Source organism: Tamlana crocina (assembly GCF_012037625.1).
This window is the reverse complement of the sequence record NZ_JAAVJS010000635.1, coordinates 1-329: the sequence shown is the minus strand read 5'-3', so window position 1 is coordinate 329 and position 329 is coordinate 1. Positions and strand designations below refer to the sequence as shown.

The following is a 329-nucleotide window of genomic DNA, read 5'->3' as shown; positions in this document are numbered from 1 at the left end:
TCAGGTATTGTGATGCTCGTGGCAGGACTGGCCTTTTTTGCAGGATTCAAAACCCGGTGGGCGGCAGCTGTCCTTCTGGCAGTTCTAATTCCAATTACCCTTACCATTCAGGTAGGACAGGCTCATACCATGGGACCCTTATTTAAAAATGTGGCCATCATGGGCGGACTCCTGTTTTTTATTCTGAATAACTTTTCTAAAGAGACTTTAACCGAAACAAACCCTGCTCAACCGCAATTGAGCGTAAAAAAATAAATAACTATGAAAATGTATTTTTTAAGCACTCTCGTATTTCTTCTTGCAGTATTTACCAATCCTGTAAATGCTCA

Annotated in this window: 1 protein-coding gene; it reads left to right on the top strand. The window is 41.0% G+C overall.

Annotation, left to right across the window (positions count from 1 at the left end; translation table 11 throughout):
• Window positions 1-255 (top strand): DoxX family protein (locus HC176_RS18370; RefSeq protein ID WP_425338228.1); only part of this gene is annotated, 255 nt, incomplete at its 5' end.
• Window positions 256-329: the final 74 nt, after the last annotated feature.